Annotated in this window: 19 protein-coding genes; 12 read left to right on the top strand and 7 right to left on the bottom strand. The window is 66.5% G+C overall.

The features are described from left to right. Nucleotides 1–13: 13 nt before the first annotated feature. Nucleotides 14–370, top strand: coding sequence for a hypothetical protein (locus tag V9L20_RS12455; protein WP_337296829.1), 357 nt, complete (start codon nucleotides 14–16; stop codon nucleotides 368–370). Nucleotides 371–423: 53 nt separating this feature from the next. Then, on the top strand, nucleotides 424–1131 hold the full coding sequence (locus V9L20_RS12450) for an aspartate/glutamate racemase family protein (RefSeq protein WP_337296828.1): 708 nt from the start codon (nucleotides 424–426) through the stop codon (nucleotides 1129–1131). 13 nt (nucleotides 1132–1144) lie between these two features. Here V9L20_RS12450 and V9L20_RS12445 read toward each other — a convergent pair whose 3' ends face one another. Further along, nucleotides 1145–2074 (bottom strand): alpha/beta fold hydrolase, encoded by a 930-nt coding sequence (locus V9L20_RS12445; RefSeq protein ID WP_337296827.1) that lies wholly within the window; start codon nucleotides 2072–2074, stop codon nucleotides 1145–1147. Between the two features lie 115 nt (nucleotides 2075–2189). Between V9L20_RS12445 and V9L20_RS12440 the strand changes: the two genes are divergently transcribed. From V9L20_RS12440 to V9L20_RS12425, 4 genes are read left to right on the top strand one after another with little or no spacing between them, the layout of a single operon-like run. Further along, a complete protein-coding gene (locus tag V9L20_RS12440) occupies nucleotides 2190–3251 on the top strand; it encodes an aldo/keto reductase (protein WP_258501661.1) in 1062 nt (353 codons plus the stop codon). 22 nt (nucleotides 3252–3273) lie between these two features. After that, nucleotides 3274–3765 carry a Cys-tRNA(Pro) deacylase gene (ybaK, locus tag V9L20_RS12435; protein WP_258501660.1) on the top strand — a complete coding sequence of 164 codons (492 nt, stop codon included), beginning with the start codon at nucleotides 3274–3276 and terminating at the stop codon, nucleotides 3763–3765. A gap of 39 nt (nucleotides 3766–3804) precedes the next feature. Next, a complete protein-coding gene (plsY, locus tag V9L20_RS12430; protein WP_126746295.1) occupies nucleotides 3805–4440 on the top strand; it encodes a glycerol-3-phosphate 1-O-acyltransferase PlsY in 636 nt (211 codons plus the stop codon). Between the two features lie 11 nt (nucleotides 4441–4451). Next, complete coding sequence (locus V9L20_RS12425; protein ID WP_042582160.1) at nucleotides 4452–4805, top strand: RidA family protein; 354 nt, start codon at nucleotides 4452–4454, stop codon at nucleotides 4803–4805. Nucleotides 4806–4817: 12 nt separating this feature from the next. Here the strand turns inward: V9L20_RS12425 and V9L20_RS12420 are convergent, their stop codons facing one another. Then, nucleotides 4818–5459 carry a retropepsin-like aspartic protease family protein gene (locus V9L20_RS12420; RefSeq protein ID WP_337296826.1) on the bottom strand — a complete coding sequence of 214 codons (642 nt, stop codon included), beginning with the start codon at nucleotides 5457–5459 and terminating at the stop codon, nucleotides 4818–4820. A 7-nt stretch (nucleotides 5460–5466) separates the two neighbouring features. Continuing rightward, the gene (locus V9L20_RS12415; protein ID WP_028259207.1) at nucleotides 5467–5952 is read right to left on the bottom strand and encodes a YajQ family cyclic di-GMP-binding protein; all 486 of its coding nucleotides are present in this window, start codon (nucleotides 5950–5952) and stop codon (nucleotides 5467–5469) included. Between the two features lie 44 nt (nucleotides 5953–5996). Between V9L20_RS12415 and murB the strand changes: the two genes are divergently transcribed. Then, the gene (gene murB / locus V9L20_RS12410; RefSeq protein ID WP_337296825.1) at nucleotides 5997–7049 is read left to right on the top strand and encodes a UDP-N-acetylmuramate dehydrogenase; all 1053 of its coding nucleotides are present in this window, start codon (nucleotides 5997–5999) and stop codon (nucleotides 7047–7049) included. Further along, nucleotides 7049–7882 (top strand): glycine-rich domain-containing protein, encoded by an 834-nt coding sequence (locus V9L20_RS12405; protein ID WP_337296824.1) that lies wholly within the window; start codon nucleotides 7049–7051, stop codon nucleotides 7880–7882. The genes murB and V9L20_RS12405 overlap by 1 nt, the downstream gene beginning before the upstream one ends. Before the next feature lie 84 nt (nucleotides 7883–7966). Here V9L20_RS12405 and argG read toward each other — a convergent pair whose 3' ends face one another. The 4 genes from argG to V9L20_RS12385 form a co-directional block, all read right to left on the bottom strand. Then, on the bottom strand, nucleotides 7967–9307 hold the full coding sequence (gene argG / locus V9L20_RS12400; RefSeq protein WP_126746290.1) for an argininosuccinate synthase: 1341 nt from the start codon (nucleotides 9305–9307) through the stop codon (nucleotides 7967–7969). Nucleotides 9308–9334: 27 nt separating this feature from the next. Beyond that, nucleotides 9335–9661 (bottom strand): pyrimidine/purine nucleoside phosphorylase, encoded by a 327-nt coding sequence (gene ppnP / locus V9L20_RS12395; protein WP_337296823.1) that lies wholly within the window; start codon nucleotides 9659–9661, stop codon nucleotides 9335–9337. 144 nt (nucleotides 9662–9805) lie between these two features. Then, entirely contained in the window at nucleotides 9806–10402 is a 597-nt protein-coding gene (locus V9L20_RS12390; RefSeq protein ID WP_258501648.1) for a hypothetical protein, read from the bottom strand. A 58-nt stretch (nucleotides 10403–10460) separates the two neighbouring features. Continuing rightward, complete coding sequence (locus V9L20_RS12385) at nucleotides 10461–10820, bottom strand: ArsC family reductase (RefSeq protein WP_157614979.1); 360 nt, start codon at nucleotides 10818–10820, stop codon at nucleotides 10461–10463. Between the two features lie 57 nt (nucleotides 10821–10877). Between V9L20_RS12385 and folC the strand changes: the two genes are divergently transcribed. The 4 genes from folC to purF all read left to right on the top strand — a co-directional run bounded on the left by folC (nucleotide 10878) and on the right by purF (nucleotide 15171). Continuing rightward, nucleotides 10878–12185 carry a bifunctional tetrahydrofolate synthase/dihydrofolate synthase gene (gene folC / locus V9L20_RS12380; RefSeq protein WP_337296822.1) on the top strand — a complete coding sequence of 436 codons (1308 nt, stop codon included), beginning with the start codon at nucleotides 10878–10880 and terminating at the stop codon, nucleotides 12183–12185. A gap of 61 nt (nucleotides 12186–12246) precedes the next feature. Next, entirely contained in the window at nucleotides 12247–13152 is a 906-nt protein-coding gene (locus V9L20_RS12375; protein WP_337296821.1) for an SPOR domain-containing protein, read from the top strand. Nucleotides 13153–13170: 18 nt separating this feature from the next. Then, entirely contained in the window at nucleotides 13171–13656 is a 486-nt protein-coding gene (locus V9L20_RS12370; protein ID WP_281148075.1) for a CvpA family protein, read from the top strand. 12 nt (nucleotides 13657–13668) lie between these two features. Continuing rightward, a complete protein-coding gene (gene purF, locus V9L20_RS12365; protein ID WP_337296820.1) occupies nucleotides 13669–15171 on the top strand; it encodes an amidophosphoribosyltransferase in 1503 nt (500 codons plus the stop codon). The last annotated feature ends 7 nt before the right edge of the window (nucleotides 15172–15178 follow it).

Here is a 15178-nt window from a genome sequence, read left to right as displayed (position 1 = left end):
CAAAAGGACGCCCATGCCCGTGCTCGCTGTTTTCGATGCCGAAGGACGCTGGTGCGACACGCATGTGTGCGACGGCCGCATCAACGAGCACCTGGGCAGGCAGGGCGTGAGCTGGGGCCGCGAAGGCGCGCCCGCGGGCCTGCGGCCGCTCGAGCGGGCGAGCCTGTTCTATGTGCGGACGGACGACGGCTACCTGGGCCTGCTGTTCGAGGCGGGCGAATGGGTGGCCATGTCGGCCGGCGCGGAGCATTTCTTCGACGACGGCCATGCCGCGCCGGCCCGGCCGCTGCCCGCCGCGCTGCCGCACTTCGACGCCTTCGTCGAAGAGGTGCTGATGCTGACTGGCAACGACGCGGACGAAGAAGCTTGAGTGCAAAGCCGGGTCTGGCGCGCGCCGGGCCCGCGGGCTTGTAGCATGTGCGGATGACCCAGCACATCGGAATCGTCGGATGCTCCGCCGAAGGCGCGGCGCTCTGCTACCAGACCATCTGCGTGGAAGGGGCCCAACTGCTTGGGCCGCATGCGCATCCTGAAGTCTCGATGCACACGCCGTCGCTTGCCGACTACATGCAGCACATCTACCGCAACGACTGGCGCGGCGTGGGTGAGGTGATGCTCGCTTCGGCCAACAAGCTCGCGAAGATAGGGGCGAGCTTTCTGGTCTGCCCGGACAACACCATTCACCAGGCGCTGCCGTTCATCGAGGCGCGCTCGCCGCTGCCGTGGCTGCACATTGCCGAGTGCGTGGCCGAAGAAGCCGCGCAGCGCGGGTTCAAGCGCCTGGCCATCACCGGCACGCGCTGGCTGGTCGAGAGCGAGGTCTATCCCGAGAAGCTCTCTGCCAGGGGGCTCGAGTACGTTCGGCCTACTACCGATGAGCGCGAAGAAATCAACCGCATCATCATGGACGAGCTCGTCTGCGGTGTTTTCACGCCCGATGCGGTCACGGCGTTCCGGCGCGTCATACAGCGCATGAAGGACGAAGACGGCTGCGACGCCGTGGTGCTCGGCTGCACCGAGATTCCGCTGATCATGAACGACGTGAATTCGCCGCTGCCCACACTCGATTCGACGCGGCTGCTGGCGCGCGCGGCATTGCAGCGCACCGTGCAGGGCCGCGCCGCGAGCTGAGCCCCGGCAGGGCTCAGCCGGCCAGGAACTGCTCGATCAGCCCGGCCACGCGCTGCGGCTGGTCGTGGTGCAGCATGTGGCCGGCATCCGCCACCTGCTCGATGCGCACCGAGGGCACGGACTTCAGGCGCTCGTGAAACTCTTCGAGCGTGTAGCGGCTTTTCCACCAGCCGTGCAGGCTGTCGTCAGCGGCTTCGACCATGAGCGTGGGCGCCGAGATCCGCGCATAGAGCGCGAGCGTTTCATCGACCCGGAAGATGTTCGCGTTGATGATCTTGTGCGCGGCTTCGCCAAGGATCTGCCAGCGCTCGCTGCCGTCGGGCTGGGTTTGCGCGGTCGACCAATGGCCGGCCAGCCAGTTGGCCTTGTCGGGTGTGAGGCGCGGATTGGTCTTCATGAGCCGGCGCGCCACGCCATCCACGGCGGAGTAGCTGGCGAGCGCCATTTCGCCGCGGTGCAGGCGCTTGAGTTCGTCGATCCATTGCCCGTAGCGCGCGGGCGCTTCCTCGGGCTTGCGTGCGGGCATGCCGAAGCCTTCGCAATTGACCAGACGCCGAATGCGCCCGGGCCTTGCCCCCGCATAGTGCATGGCGACATTGCCGCCCATGCTGTGGCCGACCAGGTCGACTGGCCGCGCCGCATCGCCTTCACCCGCGTAGTGGTCGAGCAGCCATTCCAGGTCGGCCAGGTAGTCGGGCAGCCAGTAGTTGTCGACGCCGCCGCCATCGGTCAGGCCAAAGCCGCGCCAGTCGGGCGCAATGATGAAGCGCTCTTCGGCCAGCGCATCGACCACGAACTGCCACGACGCCCCCACGTCCATCCACCCGTGCAGCAACACCAGCGGCGGCCGCTCCGCGGAGGGCTCGCCCCACACGCGCACGTGGTAGCGGAGGTTGCGCACGGGCACGAATTCGGTGCGCGAAGGACGAAGGGCTTGGTACATGGGCGCCGATGATACGGAGCCGCGGGCTGCGGCGCAGTCCGCCACAAGACAGCGCGCGCTCGGGTTTTGAGCCCGCGGCCAGCGCACCGTAGAGGAGGGCGGTAGCATTCCGCGCATGAAAAAAATCCAACTCGGCCAGAGCAGCCTGCAGGTCACCCCGATCTGCCTTGGCACCATGACATTCGGCGAACAGGTGGACGAGCCCACCTCGCATGCCATCTTGAGCCGCTCGCTCGAGCGCGGCGTCGATTTCATCGACACGGCCGAGATGTATGCGGTACCCACGCGCCAGGAGACCTACGGCGCCACCGAAACCATCATCGGCAACTGGTTTGCGGCCAACCCCGGTGCGCGCCAGAAGATAACGCTGGCCACCAAGGTGGCCGGCCCTGTGCGCGCCACGCCCTGGGTGCGCGAAGGCACGGGCATGACGGCGGCCGACATCGTGGCGTCGTGCAACGCCAGCCTGAAGCGGCTGAAGACCGACGTCATCGACCTGTACCAGATCCACTGGCCCGAGCGCCACGTGCCGGCCTTCGGTGCGCTTTACTACGACCCGGCCAAGGAAACTTCGCAAACGCCGATCCACGAGCAGCTCGAAGCGCTGGGCGGGCTGGTCAAGGCCGGCAAGGTGCGGGAAATCGGTCTTTCGAACGAAACCCCGTATGGCGTGCACGAGTTCGTGCGGCTGGCCGAGCAGCATGGCCTGCCGCGCGTGGCCTCGGTGCAGAACGTCTACAACCTGGTGAGCCGCGGGCTCGAGAACGGTCTCGACGAGACGATGCACCGGCTCGGCGTTTCGCTGCTGGCGTATTCGCCGCTGGCCTTTGGCCTGTTGACCGGCAAGTACGACCAGGGCGGCATCGAGGGACCCGAAGCCCCGAAGGGCGCGCGCATCTCGAGCTACGAATCGGTGCGCAAGCAGCGCTGGGGCCGGCCCGATGCATTGAAGGCGGCGCGCCGCTACAACCAGCTGGCGCGCGACAACGGCCTGACGCCGGTGCAGCTGGCGCTGGCCTTCTGCTACACCAAGTGGCAGGTGGCAAGCACCATCATCGGCGTGACCACGGTGGCCCAGCTCGACGAAGACCTGGACGTGTGGGGCACCACGCTTTCGCCGGAAGTCCTGGCCGAGATCGACCAGATCCGCTGGGAAATCCGGGACCCGGCAACGTGAGCGCAGCGCCAGGGGTGCGCCGGTGAGCAAGAAGGCGCACGTTTCCGAAACGCCCGCCACCCAGCTGCTGCGCGAGCACAAGGTCGCCTTCACGGAGCACCCGTACGAGTACCTGGAGCACGGCGGTGCGCAGCACAGCGCCGAGGTGCTGGGCTTCGACCCTTTTACCGTGGTGAAAACGCTGGTCATGCAGGACCAGGATGCCAAGCCGCTCATCGTGCTGATGCACGGCAACCGCACGGTGTCGACCAAGAACCTGGCGCGGCAGATCGGCGCCAAGTCGGTGGAGCCCTGCAAGCCCGAGGTCGCGCAGCGCCACAGCGGCTACATGGTGGGCGGCACCTCGCCCTTCGGCACGCGGCGCCAGATGCCGGTGTACATCGAGTCGACCATTCTCGAGCTGCCGAAGATCGCGATCAACGGCGGGCGGCGCGGCTACCTGGTGGGCATCGACCCGCAGGTGTGCGTGGCGCTGCTCGGCGCCAAGCCGGTGCAGTGCGCGCTGGCAGAATAGCCGGCCCGAATAAGAACATCCATCCTTCGTGGAGCCGCCTTGAGCTTTCATTTGCCTTCCCTCCTTGCCATCGTGGCTTCGTACCTGATCGGCTCGCTGTCGTTTGCGGTCATCGTGAGCAAATCGCTCGGCATGGCCGACCCGCGCAGCTACGGCAGCGGCAACCCCGGTGCCACCAACGTGCTGCGCTCGGGCAACAAGGGCGCGGCGCTGGCCACCTTGCTGCTCGATGCGCTCAAGGGCTGGCTGCCGGTGTTCGTCATTCGCCACTTCGGCGCGCAGTGGGGCCTGGGCGAGGGCGTGGCTGCGCTGGCGGGCCTGGCGGCCTTCCTGGGCCATCTGTACCCCGTGTTCTTCGGCTTCCAGGGCGGCAAGGGTGTGGCCACGGCGGCCGGGGTGCTGGTGGGCATTGCGCCGTGGCTGGGGCTGGCCACCGGCGTCACCTGGCTGATCATTGCGGTGTTCTTCCGCTATTCGTCGCTGTCGTCATTGGTGGCGGCTTTCTTTGCGCCTGCTTATTACCTGATCGGCGGAAACATTGCGTGGCCGCTCGACCGCACGGTGCTGATTGCGATCATCATCATGAGTCTGCTGCTCGTCTGGCGGCACCGCGAAAACATCCGCCGACTCGCGGCCGGCACGGAGTCGAAGCTCGGCTCCAAGAAAAAGGCTTGAGAAAGAACACCATGGCAACCATTACCCGCTTTCACGTCGGCCCCCGTTTGTCTGAAACGGCGGTGCACAACGGCACCATCTACCTTGCGGGCCAGGTGCCCGACGACACCTCGCAGGACATCCGCGGCCAGACCACGCAGGTGCTGGCCATGGTCGACCGCCTGCTGGCCGAAGCCGGCAGCGACAAGTCGCGCATTCTCATGACGCAGATCTTCTTGGCGGACATCACCGACATCACGGCCATGAACGAGGTGTGGGACGCGTGGATTCCCGCCGGCAACACGCCGCCGCGCGCGACGGTGCAGGCCAAGATGGCCAATGCGGCCTACAAGATCGAGATCGTGGTCACGGCCGCGCAGGCCTGACGCTGACGCGCTTCAGTAGCGCTTTTCCAGGACCATCTGGTCCGCGTCCCGGCGCATCGAGAAGCGGTTGATGAAGCTGTTGCCCAGCAGCACAAATGGCATGGGCTGCGGCGACACGATGGCTTCGACGTCGTACACCTCGACGTCGCCCACGCGCACCGACTGCAGCCGCAGCCTGTAGCCGCTGGAAACGCCGTTGGCGGTGTTCATCTGGATGCGCTGCCCCTTGCTGTAGTCGAGCCCGATGCGCTGCGCATCGGCGGCCGAAAGCGCAATGGACGTGGCGCCGGTGTCGAGCATGAACGTGACCGTGCGGCCGTTGATGGCGCCCTGCGTCATGAAATGGCCGCGGCTGTCCGCCGGCAGCACGATGCGGCTGCCGCCGCCCGTGCCCGTGCCGCCGCCAATGCTTACCGGCGTGTCCATGCGCAGGTTGACGCGCTTGCCTTCGAGCTCGACCACGGCCTGCTCGGCCTGCAGCGACACCAGCTTCACGCCCTGGAAGGTTTCGCCGACCGCCACCGTCTTGGGCGGAGCGCCGTTCACGATGAGGATGGCCCGGCTGCCGATGGTGCCGGTCAGCATGACCGAGCTCGCCGCATGCGCGCCTGCAGCGGCAGCCAGCAACTGCGCTGCGACGACCAGCGATTTCATGCGGGGCTCAGTCGCGGAAGTTGTTGAACGAGAGGGGCATGTCGGGCACGTCCTTCTTGATCAACGCCATGGCGGCCTGCAGGTCGTCGCGCTTGGCGCCGGTAATGCGCACTGCGTCGCCCTGGATGGCGGCCTGTACCTTGAGCTTGCTGTCCTTGATGATGCGGGTGATCTTCTTGGCCTGCTCGGTTTCGATGCCGCTCTTGACCTTGATGACCTGCTTGACCTTGTCGCCGCCGATTTTCTGCACGTCGCCCTTGTCGAGAAAACGCACATCGACGCTGCGCTTGGTGAGCTTGGCGCGAAGAATGTCTTCGACCTGCACGAGCTGGAACTCGGCGTCGCCGATCATCGTGATTTCCTTGTCCTTGAGCTCGACGGCGGCTGCCGTGCCTTTGAAATCGAAGCGTGTTGCGATTTCCTTGGCGGTGTTTTCGACCGCGTTCTTCACTTCGGGCAGATTGGGTTCGCAGACGGTATCGAAAGACGGCATGGGCTCCTCCTGGATTCACGGTAGCTGGATGCGACAATTCTCCCATGATCGTGGAGAACAACGTCCCGCTGCAGCCGTACAACAGCTTCGGCATCGTCGCGCGCGCGCAGAACCTGGCGCGCATCGCCAACGAGGCGGACGTGGCCGAGCTGCGGGCCGATCCGCGCTGGCGCGACGCCCCCCGCTTTGTGCTGGGCGGGGGCAGCAACATCGTGATCACGGGCGACGTGAAGCCGCTGGTGCTCAAGGTCGAGATCAAGGGGCTGCGGCTGGTCGAGGAGACCCCGCGAGCCTGGATCGTGGAGGCCGGCGCGGGCGAAGTCTGGCACGAGGCCATCCAATGGATGCTGGCAAACGGCTACCCGGGGCTTGAAAACCTGGCGCTCATTCCGGGCACGGTAGGCGGCGCGCCGGTGCAGAACATCGGCGCCTACGGGGTGGAGCTGCAAGACCGCTTCGAATCGCTCGACGCCATCGACCTGGACACCGGGCGCACCTTTACGCTGGACGCCGCGCAGTGTGCCTTCGGCTACCGCGACTCGGTGTTCAAGCACGTGCGCAGCGGGCCCAACGACTTCGGGCTTTCGGGCCGGGCGTTGATCACCCGGGTGCGCTTTCGGCTGCCCAAGCCCTGGAAAGCGGTGGTGGGCTACCTCGACCTCGAGCGCAAGATGGAAGAAACGGGCAATTTCACGCCCAGCGCCACCGACGTGTTCGACTGGATCTGCGCCATTCGCCGCGCCAAGCTCCCCGACTGGCGGGTGCTCGGCAATGCCGGCAGCTTCTTCAAGAACCCCACGGTGACGCCCGAGCAGTGCGCCGACATCATCGCGCGCGACCCGAAAATCGTGCATTACCCCATGGCCGACGGCAGCATCAAGCTGGCGGCCGGCTGGCTTATCGACGCCTGCGGCTGGAAGGGCAAGTCGGTCGGGAATGCGGGCGTGTACGAAAGGCAGGCGCTGGTGCTGGTGAACCGCGGCGGCCTTGAAAACCCGGTAACCGGCGGCGAGGTTATGACGCTTGCCAAGGCCATCCAGACGAGCGTGTACGAGCGCTTCGGCATCCGGCTGGAGCCGGAGCCGGTGGTCGTTTGATGGACCTCGACTTTCTGCACTTGAACTATCGGCGGCGCATTGCTGCGCTGATGTGGGCACGCCGGGCGGTGATGATGGCGACGTTGGTGGCGGTGTTCTTCACCTTCCGCCGTGGCGGCTTGCTGGTGCTGGTGCCGTTGGTTCTTGGCGCATGGGCCTTGGCGGCCACGCTGGGCTTCATGGAAACCAGCCTGCGCCGGCAGTTCATCCGCGAAGCCCGCATGCCGCCGTTTCTCATCGGCAAGCTGCGCGCGGCGCACCCGGGGCTCAGCGTGCGCGACGCCGAACTGGTGTTGCGCGGCCTGCGCCAGTTCTTCATGGCCCATCTGCGCAGCGGCCGCAAGTTCGTGGCCATGCCTTCCAAGGTGGTCGACACCGCCTGGCACGAGTTCATTTTGCACACGCAGGGCTACCAGAACTGGTGCAAGGCGGCCTTCGGCGGCATGCTGCATCACAGTCCCGCCGAAGTGCTGGGCAGGGACCCGAAGCGCAACGACGGCCTGCGGCGCAGCTGGTACTGGGCCTGCAAGGAAGAAAGCATCGATCCGCGCAGGCCCTCGCGCCTGCCGCTGCTGTTTGCGCTGGACGTGAAGTTCGGCGTTCCGGGCGGCTTCGACTACGTGCCCGACTGCAAGGCGATCGACCGGCAAAGCGGCTCCGATGCTTACTGCGGCACCAGCTTTGGCGATTCGTCGTCGGATGGCGGTGGCGCGGGCGATGCCGGCGGCTTCGGCGGCAGCGAATCGAGCGGCAGCGGCGACGGCGGCAGCGGAGGAGGGGATTCTTCCGGCGGCTGCGGTGGTGGTTGCGGCGGAGGCGGTGGCGGCGACTGATCGGTCGGCCGGCTGGCGCGCACATCGCACAAATGAAAACGGGCCCATGAGGGCCCGTTTGTCATTGGAAGAAAGCGCGCTGGCTTACTTGGTTTCGTCGTCGTTGGTGAGCCGCGGCACCGAGGTGCCCTGGCCCGGCGACAGCAGCCCGGTGCGGGTGTAGATCGCGAGCTTTTCGCGCGTGTCGACGATGTCGAGGTTGCGCATCGTGAGCTGGCCGATGCGGTCGAGCGGCGTGAACGCGCCGGCCACCTTTTCCATGCTCAGGCGCTCGGGCTGGTACGTAAGGTTGGGCGACACGGTGTTGAGAATCGAGTAGTCGTTGCCGCGGCGCAGCTCGATGGTCACTTCGCCGGTGATGGCGCGTGCCACCCAGCGCTGTGCCGTTTCGCGCAGCATGATGGCCTGCGGGTCGAACCAGCGGCCCTGGTAGAGCAGGCGGCCGAGCTTGCGGCCATGGTCGCGGTATTGCTCGATGGTGTCTTCGTTGTGGATGCCGGTGACCAGGCGCTCGTAGGCGATGAACAGCAGCGCGAGGCCGGGGGCTTCGTAGATGCCGCGGCTCTTGGCCTCGATGATGCGGTTCTCGATCTGGTCGCTCATGCCCAGGCCGTGGCGGCCGCCGATGCGGTTGGCTTCCAGGATGAGGTCGACCAGGTTCGCGTGCTCCACGCCGTTCAGGGCCACGGGGCGGCCTTCCTCGAAGCGCACGGTAACGGTTTCGCGCTTGACCTCGACTTCGTCCTTCCAGAACGCGACGCCCATGATCGGCTGCACGATCTGCATGCCGCTGTCGAGGTTTTCCAGGTCCTTGGCCTCGTGCGTGGCGCCGAGCATGTTGGAGTCGGTGCTGTAGGCTTTTTCGGCCGACATCTTGTAGCCGAAGCCGGCCTTGGTCATGAACGCCGACATTTCGGCGCGGCCGCCGAGCTCGTCGATGAACAGCTGGTCGAGCCAGGGCTTGTAGATCTTCAGGTTGGGGTTGGTGAGCAGGCCGTAGCGGTAGAAGCGCTCGATGTCGTTGCCCTTGTAGGTGCTGCCGTCGCCCCAGATATGGACGTCGTCTTCCTTCATGGCCGACACCAGCATGGTGCCGGTCACCGCGCGGCCCAGCGGCGTGGTGTTGAAGTAGGTAACGCCCGCGGTGGTCACGTGGAAAGCGCCGGCCTGCAGCGCGGCAATGCCTTCATTCGCAAGCTGCGCGCGGCAGTCGATCAGGCGGGCGTTCTGCGCGCCGTAGAGCATCGCCTTGCGGGGAATCTCGTCGTAGTCGGGCTCGTCGGGCTGGCCGAGGTTGGCGGTGTAGGCATAGGGAATCGCGCCCTTCAGCTTCATCCAGTGCAGCGCGGCGCTCGTGTCCAGGCCGCCCGAAAAGGCAATGCCGACCTTCTGGCCGGCGGGAACGTTTTGGAGAATGGTCGACATGTGGGTGTCCGGTTGGCAGGTCTGGGTTCAGCCGAAGTGGCAGATGTAGCTGTAGGGCTCGCCCGCCACGCGGATCTGGAAGCTCGAGTTGCCCGGCACGCTGAACTTCTGGCCGGGGCCTGCCGTGACCCACTCGGTGGAGCCTTCGAGCTGGTATTCGCAGCTGCCGGCCGTGCCTTCCATGATTTCAGGGGCGCCGGTCTTGAAGGTCAGGGTGGACGGAAGGATCACGCCGACCGATTTTTTCGTGCCGTCGGCCAGGGTGAGGCTGTGGCTCACGCACTTGCCGTCGAAGTACACATTGGCCTTGGTCGCCACTGCGGCGCTGTTGAGAGTGTCGGTAGTCGTCGTCATTGGATGGCGCCGGCGCGTGCGCGGTCGGCTTGTCGAGGACGCACCACCGCGGCGGCGCACCCCTCGGGGTTGGAAAAGTCCCCGATTTTAGGGCTTGGCCGAACCCGCGCCCGCAGCCTCTGCGCGGGCCTGCCTAGGCACGGCTCAGCGCCAGTGGCGGTGGCCCCATCCGCCGCGGTAGCCGCCCCATCCCCTGGAGTAGCCGAAATTCAGCGAGAGGCCGACCGGCGGGTAGACGTAGGGCTGCGGATAGACGTAGGTCGGTTGCACGTACACGGGCGCCGCGTAGACCGGAGCCGGCCGCACGTAGACCGGTGCCGGCGGCGGCGCATTGGAAACCACCACGCCCGGCTCGGGCACCACGTTGTCCCAGGGCGACCCGCCCTGCTGCGAGGGTTGCGCGTATTGCGGGCTCTGCTGGTATTGCTGCTGGCCGCGGTCGGCCTCGACCGGATAGGGCTGCAGCTGAGGCTGCGGCGCAACCGGTGCCGTGGTCACGCCGTAGGCGTTGGCCTGGATCGGGATGGTGGCGCCCGGCCGGCTGTTCATGCGCGTGGTGTACTGCCGGCCGTTGTATTCGTAGGTGACGTTGTAGCTGGGGCTGCTGCCGGTCGTCTCATACACGGGGGTGGCCGAAATCACCCGCGCCCATGCTTCCTGGGCCTGCACGGTGGCGGCGCCCGCCGCCAGCAAACCGGCCGCCGAAAGGCCCGCGAGGGTGCGAAAGACGTGTCTGTTCATGGTGTTCTCTCCTGCAGATCGGGGTTGGAGGCTGGCCGGCAAGGCAGGGTTCCGGCGTTTACACGGCGTTCACAGCGGCAGCCCAGGCTTGAGCGTCGAATCCTGTCGTAACGCCGGTTTTGGCGCCCCAGTTGACCACCGGCCGCTTGATCAGGCTCGGGTTGGCCAGGAGCACCGCCCGGGCCGAAGCGGCATCGACCACCGCGTTTCGTTCGGCTTCATCGAGCTTGCGCCAGGTGGTGCCGCGGCGGTTGACCAACGCCTCCCAACCCGGTTTTTTCAGCCACTGGTCGAGTTCGGCCTCGGGCACGCCCTGTTTCTTGAAATCGTGGAAGGTGTAGGCGATGCCGTGTTCGTCGAGCCAGTCGCGGGCGCGCTTGACGGTGTCGCAGTTGGGAATTCCGTAGAGGGTTGTCATGGACGCCAATGATGCCGATAAAACCGGGCGCGGCCCTCGCGTTCCGGGTCGGCGACAATGCCGGGCTCCATGGAAACCCTTAACGACTGGCTCGCACGCGCCGAGCAACTTCATCCGAAGAACATCGAGCTCGGCCTCGAGCGCGCCAAGGAAATGGCCGCCCGGATGGGCCTGCGCTTCGACTGCCCGGTCATCACCGTGGCCGGCACCAATGGCAAGGGCTCGACCTGCGCCATGCTCGAATCGATCCTCACGCATGCGGGCTACCGCACGGCGGTTTTCACGTCGCCGCACCTCGTGCGCTTCGAAGAAAGGCTGCGGCTGGCGGGCGAGGCGGTTGATGCTTCTAAATTGATAGCAAACTTCGAGGTGGTGGAGGCATCCCGGGGCGACATGGCCCTGACGTACTTCGAATTCACCACGCTCGGCATCCTGCGCTGCATGATCGAGGAAAAGCCCGACGTGGCGATTCTCGAAGTGGGGCTCGGCGGCCGGCTCGACGCGGTCAACATCATCGACACCGATTGCGCGGTCATCACCAGCATCGACCTCGACCACATGGACTACCTCGGGCCGGATCGCGAAAGCATCGGCTTCGAGAAGGCCGGCATCCTGCGCCCCGGCAAGCCCGCCATCGTGAGCGACCCCATGCCGCCGCAAAGCGTGATCGACCACGCGGCCGCCATCGGCGCCGACCTGTGGCGCTTCGGGCACGATTTCAACGTGTCGGGCGACAAGCAGCAGTGGGGCTGGTCGGGCCGAGGCAGGCGCTACAGCGGGCTGGCGTATCCGGCGCTGCGCGGCGCCAACCAGTTGCTCAATGCCGCGGGCGTGCTCGCGGCGCTAGAGGCGTTGCGCCAGCAGTTGCCCATTACCGCGCAGGCGGTGCGCACGGGGCTTGCCATGGTCGAGCTGCCCGGCCGCTTCCAGATTGTTCCGGGCGAGCCCGCGCTGGTGCTCGACGTGGCGCACAACGCGCACGCCGTCGCGGCGCTGGCCGAGAACCTCGATGCGATGGGTTTCTACCCCACCACGCACGGCGTGTTCGGTGTCATGGCCGACAAGGACCTGGCCCCGATCCTCGCGCGCATCGGGCCGATGATCGACCGCTGGTACTTCACCGATCTGCCGACGCCGCGCGCCGCCAAGGCGAGCGATCTGCTCGCGAGCTGGCAGGCGCAGAACACGCGCGGCGACGCCTCCGGCAGCGTGCATGCGGGGCCGATGGAAGCGCTCCGCGCGGCCATCGAGCACGCAGACCCCGCTGATAGAATCGTGGTCTTCGGATCGTTCTTCACCGTGGGTGGCGTGCTGGAGCACGGCACTCCGCGGCTGCAAGCCAAACACCTGCTGCCCGGCGGCTGATCGCCGAACCGTCCGCACCATCTGGCACCACCTCGCTGCACTCCTCCAGGGATCGAACTTCATGGCGTTTTTCAAGTTCCGCACGCGCGGCCCGCAAGGCAACGAAGGACGCAGCGCACCGGCTGCCGTCCCCGCGGAAAGTGTCGAAACCATGCGCCGCCGCGCGCGGCACCGGCTGGTGGGCGCGGCCGTTCTGGTGCTGCTCGGCGTCATCGGCTTTCCGCTGTTGTTCGACACCCAGCCGCGGCCGGTGTCGGTAGACATTCCCATCGAGATTCCAGACCGCAACAAGGTCAAGCCGCTGCCGGTGCCCGCCACGCCCGCGCCTGCCGCACCCACCGGCGCAGCCGACGGCAGCTCGCGCGTTGCGGCCGCACCATCGCCTTCGTCTTCGGGCGGCATGATCACCGAGACCGCCGACGGCACCGAAATCGACCCGAGCAAGCCGGCGCCAAGCACGCCGCCAGCTGCCACGGCCCCTGCCAAGCCCGCGGCCGAACCCAAGCCGGAGCGCAAGCCCGAACCAAAGCCTGAAGCTAAACCCGAGCCCAAGCCGGAACCCAAGCCCGAGCCGAAGCCAAAGCCCGAAGCCAAGCCGGAAGCCAAGCCGGAAGCCAAACCCGAGCCCAAGCCCGCGGCGCCCAAGCCCGCTGCGGCCGACGACGGCAATCGCGCGCGCGCCTTGCTCGAAGGCAAGCCTTCCAACACCAGCACCAAGCCCGCCGCGTCCGAAGACAGCGGCCGCTTCGTGGTGCAGGTCGGTGCCTTTGCAGATGCCGACAAGGCACGCGAGGTGCGGCAGAAACTCGAGAAGGCGGGCCTCAAGACCTATGTGCACGTGGCCAAGACGGCCGACGGCGAGCGCACGCGTGTGCGTGTCGGCCCGTTCAGCTCGCGCGCCGAGGCGGACAAGGCCGCGGATAAGGTCAAGGGCTTGTCTTTGTCGGCCGCCATCCTCACGTTGTAGTAGCCATCGCTCGCTGCCGTGGCCTTGCTCGACTGGATTGCCGTCACGCTCATCGTGGTGTCGATGCTGTTCGGCCTGTGGCGGGGCCTGGTGTTCGAAGTGATTTCGCTGGCGGGTTGGGTGGCTGCCTTCATTGCCGCCCAATGGCTGGCGTCGGACGTGGCGGCATGGCTGCCGTTCGGCGACCCGCAGGCCACCTGGCGTTATCCGCTGGCCTTTGTGCTGGTGTTCGTGGCGGTGGCGTTCGGCGTGGGCCTGGTGGCCGCGCTGACGCGAAAGCTGATTGCGGCTGTCGGCCTCCGGCCGGTGGACCGGATTTTGGGTGGGGCCTTCGGAGCGGCGCGGGGTGCGGTTGCCCTGCTCGTGCTGGCGGTCATTGTTCATTTGCTGGCGTTGAGCGACAGTGCCTGGTGGCACGAATCGCACAGCGCCATTGTTCTCGATGCGGCATTGCAGGGCCTGAAACCCGCGCTGCCTGAAAAGTTGGCAAGCTACCTGCCCTGAGAGGAATCGTTCATGTGTGGAATCGTCGGCGTTGTCAGCAACGCACCCGTCAATCAGCTGCTCTATGACGCCTTGCTGCTGCTGCAGCATCGCGGCCAGGATGCGGCCGGCATCGTGACCCTGCTCGAACGCAAGTTCTTCATGCACAAGGCCAAGGGCATGGTGCGCGACGTGTTCCGCACCCGCAACATGCGCGCGCTGCCCGGCAGCGTGGGCCTGGGCCAGGTGCGCTACCCGACCGCCGGCAACGCCTACAGCGAGGAAGAGGCGCAGCCCTTCTACGTGAATGCGCCTTTCGGCATCGTGTTGGTGCACAACGGCAACCTCACCAACGCGCATGCGCTGCGCGCAGAGCTGTTCTCCACCGACCACCGTCACACCAACACCGAGAGCGACTCCGAAGTGCTGCTCAACGTGCTGGCGCACGAGCTCGAGCGCGCATCGCGCGGCGTGCCGCTGAATCCGGCCGAAGTGTTTGCCTCGGTCAAGAACATGCACAAGCGGCTGCGCGGCTCGTATGCCGTGGTGTCGCTGATCGCCGGCCATGGGCTGCTCGCTTTCCGCGACCCCTATGGCATTCGCCCGCTCTGCATGGGCCGCAGCGCCGACGGCACCGTGATGGTGGCCAGCGAATCCGTGGCGCTTGAAGGCTCGGGCCATGTGTTCGAGCGCAACATCGAGCCCGGTGAAGCCGTGTTCATCGACCTGCAGGGCAACGTGCACTCGATGCAGTGCGCCGAAGCGCCCACGCTCAACCCCTGCATCTTCGAATTCGTGTACCTGGCGCGTCCGGACTCGGTGCTCGACGGCATCTCGGTGTACCAGGCGCGGCTCAACCTGGGCGAAACGCTGGCCAAGCGCGTGGTGTCGACCGTGCCGCCGAACCAGATCGACGTGATCATCCCCATTCCCGAGTCGAGCCGCCCGAGTGCGACGCAGCTCGCGCACCTCTTGGGCGTACCGTACCGCGAAGGCTTCGTGAAGAACCGCTACGTGGGCCGCACCTTCATCATGCCGGGGCAGGGCGTGCGCAAGAAGTCGGTGCGCCAGAAGCTCAACGTGATCGGCAGCGAGTTCAAGGGCCGCAACGTGCTGCTGGTCGACGACTCGATCGTGCGCGGCACCACCAGCCGCGAAATCGTGCAGATGGCCCGCGATGCCGGCGCACGCAAGGTCTACCTCGCCAGCGCCGCACCGCCGGTGCGCTATCCCAACGTCTACGGCATCGACATGCCCACCAAGGACGAGCTGGTGGCGCACGACCGCACGGTCGACGAGATCCGCGAGCTGATCGGCTGCGACGCGCTGATCTACCAGGACGTCGATGCCATGAAGCGCGCCATCGGCTCGCTCAACCCCAAGCTGAATGGCTTCGATGCCTCCTGCTTCGACGGCGTGTACGTGACCGGCGACATCGACACCGAAGCCATCTCGCGCATGAACGGCAACCGTCCGCGCATCGAAGAGACCGAAGAAGATTCGTCGCGCCTTGCGCTTCCCAATCACAGCGAGTGAGAGCTGA

It is taken from the genome of Variovorax sp. CCNWLW225 (genome assembly GCF_037204045.1).
Taxonomy (GTDB): Bacteria; Pseudomonadota; Gammaproteobacteria; order Burkholderiales; family Burkholderiaceae_C; genus Variovorax.
Note: the sequence above shows the minus strand (reverse complement) of the source record. Positions and strands in the feature narration are given on the sequence as shown.